Annotated in this window: 8 protein-coding genes; 5 read left to right on the top strand and 3 right to left on the bottom strand. The window is 59.5% G+C overall.

The annotated features are described in order from the left end of the window. Window positions 1-114: 114 nt before the first annotated feature. Entirely contained in the window at window positions 115-906 is a 792-nt protein-coding gene (locus PH562_RS25440; RefSeq protein WP_285176509.1) for a polysaccharide deacetylase family protein, read from the bottom strand. Here PH562_RS25440 and PH562_RS25435 point away from each other — a divergent pair. The 3 genes from PH562_RS25435 to PH562_RS25425 are packed head-to-tail and all read left to right on the top strand — an operon-like array spanning window position 885 to window position 2,414. Further along, entirely contained in the window at window positions 885-1,124 is a 240-nt protein-coding gene (locus PH562_RS25435; RefSeq protein ID WP_285176508.1) for a hypothetical protein, read from the top strand. The genes PH562_RS25440 and PH562_RS25435 overlap by 22 nt on opposite strands. Before the next feature lie 42 nt (window positions 1,125-1,166). After that, complete coding sequence (locus tag PH562_RS25430; RefSeq protein ID WP_285176507.1) at window positions 1,167-2,078, top strand: DnaJ C-terminal domain-containing protein; 912 nt, start codon at window positions 1,167-1,169, stop codon at window positions 2,076-2,078. Window positions 2,079-2,081: 3 nt separating this feature from the next. After that, window positions 2,082-2,414, top strand: a complete 333-nt coding sequence (locus PH562_RS25425) for a chaperone modulator CbpM (RefSeq protein WP_285176506.1) — start codon at window positions 2,082-2,084, stop codon at window positions 2,412-2,414. Window positions 2,415-2,492: 78 nt separating this feature from the next. Here PH562_RS25425 and PH562_RS25420 read toward each other — a convergent pair whose 3' ends face one another. Beyond that, window positions 2,493-2,882, bottom strand: a complete 390-nt coding sequence (locus PH562_RS25420) for a DUF930 domain-containing protein (protein WP_285176505.1) — start codon at window positions 2,880-2,882, stop codon at window positions 2,493-2,495. 286 nt (window positions 2,883-3,168) lie between these two features. Between PH562_RS25420 and PH562_RS25415 the strand changes: the two genes are divergently transcribed. After that, complete coding sequence (locus PH562_RS25415) at window positions 3,169-5,262, top strand: S9 family peptidase (protein ID WP_285176504.1); 2,094 nt, start codon at window positions 3,169-3,171, stop codon at window positions 5,260-5,262. A gap of 20 nt (window positions 5,263-5,282) precedes the next feature. Then, window positions 5,283-5,804, top strand: a complete 522-nt coding sequence (locus PH562_RS25410; protein ID WP_285176503.1) for a DUF1697 domain-containing protein — start codon at window positions 5,283-5,285, stop codon at window positions 5,802-5,804. 128 nt (window positions 5,805-5,932) lie between these two features. Here the strand turns inward: PH562_RS25410 and PH562_RS25405 are convergent, their stop codons facing one another. Continuing rightward, complete coding sequence (locus PH562_RS25405) at window positions 5,933-6,193, bottom strand: ribbon-helix-helix domain-containing protein (RefSeq protein WP_285176502.1); 261 nt, start codon at window positions 6,191-6,193, stop codon at window positions 5,933-5,935. Between the last annotated feature and the right edge of the window lie 89 nt (window positions 6,194-6,282).

The following is a 6,282-nucleotide window of genomic DNA, read 5'->3' as shown; positions in this document are numbered from 1 at the left end:
CTAATCGTCCTGGCAAACGCACTCATCCGGGAAGATCGCTTTTGGACGCCTCAACAAGCTTGACTAAGACGGATACTGCGCACTTTTCCTGGAATTGCTTGAGCACTCAACCGCTCAGTTGGTCGTGTCGTCGTCGCCCTTTTCGGGAATATCCTGCAGACGAACGAAATCGACGCCCCTGGCCTTTAGCGCGAGGATGCTGGCCGCGACACCCTCGCCTGCCGCATGTGTCGGTTGGTTGATGTGGGAGATGATGACATCGCCGTCCTTGGCGGAGGCATATTGCTTTTCCACCATCTTGGCCGGCAGCAGCGAACCGCTGTCGCCATTCACCGAGTAGCCGGCGATCCGATAGCCCATGCCGCGGATCTGCATGATGGCGGCAGGCGTGTATTTCGCGGTCGCGCCGCGGAACCAGTGCGGTTGCGGAACACCGGCTGCGATCATGGCGTCCGCACCGCCCTTTACCTCCTGGGCGACCGCCTGCGGCGAGCCAGCAGCGGCGATACCGTAAACCTTGGCCGGGATATCGACGGCCGGAATATGGTTCTGCCCGTGATTTTCCAGTTCGAAGAGATCGGGATGGGCGAGGAAGACCTTCAATGCGTCCGGATTGGTCCGAAGCCAGCGCGCGGTGACGAAGATGGTCGCCGGGATGCGCTGATCGACGAGCGTGCTCAAGATGCGCGGATCTGTCTTGCCCATGCAGGCATCGAAGGTAAGTGCAATGCGGGGTGTGCCCTTGCCGGCACGATCGACGTGCAGATGTGGCTCGACGAGCTTGACCTTCGAAACCGGCGCCTTCGGCGGCAGCTGCGGCCAACCGGCAGGCGGCTGCTCGGGCTGGGCGGCAAAAGCAGCACTTGCGGCAAGCAGGATCGTGGATGTCAGCAAAAGGCGTTTCATCGGGCGGCCACCGGATCGGTCAAGCAAACGAAATCTGGCGGCAGGAAGATGATGCATCTCCACCGCAACGCTCGCCATCATCCGGCAACACGCCGGAAATATGGCAAACTCGCAGCATCATGCCATTTCACATCAGAAATGCGCCAGGCATGAAAGCTGCAAAGCACGAGCTTCAACCTGACCGCGTCTATGATACGATTGATATGAGCTTAGCCTAGCACTATCTGCGTATCTTTCCGTGCTCCTAAAGAGAGACATGTATGAGTCGCGATCCCTATGAAATTTTGGGCGTAAAGCGGGACGCCCCGCAAAAGGATATTCAAAGCGCCTATCGCAAGCTTGCCAAGAAGCTGCATCCGGACCTCAACCCCGGCGACAAGCAGGCCGAGGACAAATTCAAGGAGGTCTCGGCCGCCTATGGCATCCTCGGCGACGAGGAGAAGCGTGCGCGGTTCGACCGCGGCGAAATCGACAGCAGTGGCGCCGAACAGGCGCCGCGCAACTACTACCGCGATTATGCAGCGCAGGAAGGCCAGCGCGGCCGCTATCAGAATGCGGGCGGCTTTGCCGATTTTGGCGATGCCGACGATATATTCTCCAGCTTCTTCTCGCGTCGCAGCCGAGGCCAATCGCAAATGCAGGGTCAAGACCGTCACTATACGATGGAAGTCGATTTTCTCGACGCCATCAATGGCGCCAAGAAGCAGATCAGCTTGCCGGACGGGCCTGCGCTGGACGTTCAAATTCCGCCGGGAACGCGCGATGGGCAAACGCTTCGGCTGAAGGGCAAGGGTGATCCAGGTTTCAACGGCGGCAAGCCGGGAGATGCACTGATTGCGGTACATGTTCGCCCGCACCGCTTCTATACCCGCGATGGCGACGATATCCGGTTGGAAGTGCCGATCTCGCTGGCCGAAGCTGTGCTCGGCGGCAAGATTCGCGTCCCGACGCCGTCCGGAGCTGTCACCGTCACGCTGCCGCCGAACTCCAATACGGGCAAGGTACTGCGTTTGAAGGGCAAGGGCGCGCCCGTGCGCGGCAAGGACAACGGCGATGCCTATGTCTCGCTGAAGATCGTCCTGCCAGATGCGCCGGACCCCGAGCTGACGCGCTTCGTTTCCGAATGGGAGGCAGGCAAGGAGCAAGATCCCAGAAAGACCATGGGAGGATAAGCGATGAACGAGAACGAGTTTCGACTTCACCTCCGGATCGAAACCACGGTGCTGGAAGTCTGGATATCTCAAGGCTGGGTCGTGCCCGAAGTCACCGATCAGGGCCGCAATTTCCGTGACGCCGACATTGCCCGCGGCCAGCTCATCCTCGATCTCAGCAGCGCGATGGGCGTCAATGAACCTGGCGTCGATGTCGTCATGGATCTGGTCGATCAGCTTCACAGCCTCAGAGCGACGCTGCGAGACCTGACGGACGCCGTTTGCCGGCAGCCACCCGATGTGCAGGAACACATCCTGTCGGAGCTGACGCGTGTGGAATCGCTGAGACGGCGATAAGGCGCCTAAAAAATCTGGGGCGGAGCATGGCCGCCATGACGTGATGTCCGAGGCGGCCCTGATACTTCATCCGGGTGCTCAATCGTAAAGATAATGCTCCTGCCAGGCCTCGCGCGGCACCTTGTCGCCGATTTGATAGCTTAGATCGCGGACATGGATGTGCTGCGGCCCGGTCACGCATGTATATGAGAGGTGATACCAGTCACCCTTGCTGCGAAAGACCGCGCCGGGCGCATTCATGGCATCCGGCTGCATATCCGGATCGCCGAATGTATAGGCGATCACCTTGTCCGGCTTGAAACCCGTCTTGTCCGTGCCGATCCGCTTCATGGCCTCTGCGTCGCACGCCTGTTCCATTCGTTCCGACGGATCGAGCTTCTCCAACTGCTTCTTGATAGCCGCATCGACGGCGAAGGCGGAGGTGGCGAGACTAGCCAGTGGAATCAGGATGGCGAAGAGTTTCAGCATGAAGACCGGTCCCTTGCTTTGTTTTGGATTTGAGTGCGTTCACTCCATCAGAGAAGGCTTTGACCGCCTTTATGTCGACGCACTGTATGCCGACTTCGATAAAGAATGTGGTCTCATCAAGGCAGCGCCCCGATGGGTCTCCCACAAGCTGCCGGGCTCAGTAAGATTAATATCGGCTGCTTGCATGAAGCTTGAGGAACAGACTTGCCGCTTGAACCTCACCTCGCTGCCCTCTATTTCTCTCTTCACTTCACATCCGACTTTCACATCAAAGAAAGCGCCCCCCGTGTCAGTTTTCAAGAATCTCCCCACCCCGCCTGCAGCTCCGAAGAAGCCATTTACGGATACACGTCACGGCATTAGCCGCACCGACGATTATGCGTGGCTGCGGGCCGACAACTGGCAGGCGATGTTCAAGGACCCGTCGATCCTGGCGCCGGAAATCCGGTTACACCTGGAGGCGGAGAATACCTACATGAACGCCGCAATGGCGGACACGAAGGAGCTGCAGAAGGTTCTCTTTGCCGAGATGAAGGGCCGCATCAAGGAAGACGACAGCTCGATACCGATGAAGGATGGGCCCTACGCTTACGGCACGCTTTTCGTTACCGGCGGCGAACAGCCCCACTTCTTCCGCGAACCGCGCAACGGCGGCGAACGCAAGCTGCTGCTGAATGGTGACAAGGAGAACGAGGGAAAATCCTATTTCCGCCTTTCAGGCCTCGATCACTCCTCCGATCACAGCCTCGGCATCTGGGGCTATGACGACAAGGGTTCTGAATATTTCACGCTGAAGATCCGCAATTTCGAGACCGGCGAAGATCTACCCGACGTGATCGAGAACACCGGCGGCGATGCCGTCTGGGCGCCCGACGGCAAGAGCTTCTTCTACACGCTGCAAGACGAGAACCATCGCCCTTCGAAGATCTTCCATCACATCATCGGCACACCGCAGTCGGACGACCGGCTCGTCTATGAGGAGGAGGATCCGGGCTTCTTCATGGGCGTCGGCGGCTCGCTGCTCGACGATTACATCTTCATCGACATCCACGATCATGAGACCAGCGAATACCGCATCATCCCGACCTCGGATCTGACCGCCGAGCCCAAGATCGTGGCCGAGCGCGAAACCGAGATCGAATATGAGATCAGCGAGGGCGGCGACGTCTTCTACATTCTCACCAATGACGGCGACGCCAAGGATTTCAAGATCATGGAAGCGCCGGCGGAGAACCCAGGCAAGGAAAACTGGCGTGAGGTCGTGCCCCATAAGCCGGGCACTCTGATCCTCAGCCATCTCGCCTATGCCCGCCATCTCCTCTGGCTGGAGCGCAAGGACGGCCTGCCGCGCATCGTCATCCGCGACCGCCGCACTGGCGAAGAATACGCGATCGCCTTCGAAGAGGAAGCCTATGCACTCGGCCTGCAGGGCGCGGCGGAATACGATACGGATGTCATCCGCTTCTCCTATTCCTCGATGACGACGCCGAGCCAGCTCTACGATTACAATATGGTGACGCGCGAGCGCACCCTGCTGAAGACGCAGGAAGTGCCCTCTGGCCACAATCCGGAAGACTATGTGACGCGCCGCGTCTTCGCACCCGCATGGGATGGCGAGACCGTGCCGGTGACGCTGCTTTATCGCAAGGACACGCCTCTCGACGGCTCAGCCCCCTGCCTTCTCTATGGTTACGGCGCCTATGGCGTTACCATCCCGGCCGGTTTCAACACCAACTGCCTGTCGCTTGCAGACCGCGGCTTCGTCTATGCCATCGCCCATATCCGCGGCGGCAAGGATAAGGGTTTCGCCTGGTACGAAGACGGCAAGATGGAAAAGAAGACCAATACCTTCAAGGACTTCATCGCAGCCGCCGACTATTTGAATCAGGAGAAGTTCACCTCTTACGCGAAGATCATTGCCGAGGGCGGATCGGCCGGCGGCATGCTGATGGGCGCCATCGCCAACATGGCGCCGGAGAAATTCGCCGGCATCGTCGCCGCCGTGCCCTTCGTCGACGTGCTCAACACGATGCTCGACGACACGCTGCCGCTGACGCCGCCGGAATGGCCGGAATGGGGCAATCCGATCGAGAGCAAGGAAGAGTACGAGCAGATCGCCGCCTATAGTCCCTACGACAACGTCGGCGAGAAGCCCTACCCGCCGATCCTCGCGCTCGGCGGCCTCACCGATCCGCGCGTCACCTATTGGGAACCGGCCAAGTGGGTCGCCAAGCTACGCGACAAGACGACGAGCAACGCGCCTATTCTCCTGAAGACGAACATGGATGCCGGCCATGGCGGCGCTTCCGGCCGCTTCCAGCGCCTGGAGGAGGTGGCGTTCGAATATGCCTTCGCCGTCAAGGTCGCCGAGAAGATGTAGGCCGAACAGCGGAGGAAGCCATGACTGTTTTCGTCGCCCTCCTGCGTGCCGTCAATGTCGGCGGCACCGGCATGCTATCCATGGCCGATCTCAAGACCCTGTGCGAAGAGATCGGCTTTCAGGATGTGCGCACCTATATCCAGAGCGGAAACGTGGTCTTCCGCGCGGGGGAGGACGAGGCGACGGTGCAGGCTCGGCTCGAACAGGCGCTGGCGGCCAAGATGGGCAAGTCTCCGGGCGTGATCCTGCGCGGCCGCGAGGCTCTGGAAAGGGCGGCTGATAATTCGCCCTTCCCGCATGCCAAGCCGAACTACCTGCTGGTGACTTTCCTACAGGAGGCTGCACCGGCGGATGCACTCGACAAACTCGTCGCACCCGGCGGCGAGGAAGTGCATATCGCCGGCCGCGAAATCTACGTGCATTATCCCGATGGCTCGGGACGATCGAAGCTGAAGCTGCCGGCGCTGAAGGCGGGAACGTCGAGAAATCTCAATACGGTGCGCAAGCTTGCGGAGATGGCGCGGGAGTTGGAAAACGGCTAGGGGCGCGCCACGAGGGCTGCGTAATCTCTGCCGCGCCCCTGCTTTTACTTTGCTCCAACACGTAGTCGAATATGACTGAAGATCAGCTTTCGCCGCTTCGCGAAATACGACAGAAATCGCTCATACGGTTATTGTTTTTCCGCCCCCAGCGTCTCGATCCAATCGTCTACATCCTGCAGACTTAAATTCGGCCTGGGATCATCGAGCGATGTTTTCACTCTCTGTCGGATCGCGGCAATCCGCTGCTGATATTCCTCTTCTTCCCGTAGCCAGACCCGGACTGCCGCCCGTAACACCTCGCTCGTAGAGGCATAGCTGCCCGCATCGACACGGGCCTTGATCGCGGCAACCATTTCGCTCGGGAGAGAGATACTCAGTTTCTCGTTCATCGCAAATTCCTCATCTGGTAGGATAAAGTAGGATGATTTCCTACCTGGGGCAAGCGCCTTGCGCCGCCACCCGGTCAGCCCTACTTTAG

It is taken from the genome of Rhizobium centroccidentale, assembly GCF_030182565.1.
GTDB lineage: Bacteria > Pseudomonadota > Alphaproteobacteria > Rhizobiales > Rhizobiaceae > Rhizobium.
The sequence above is the reverse complement of the archived record's forward strand: the minus strand, read 5'-3'. Positions and strand labels throughout refer to the sequence as shown.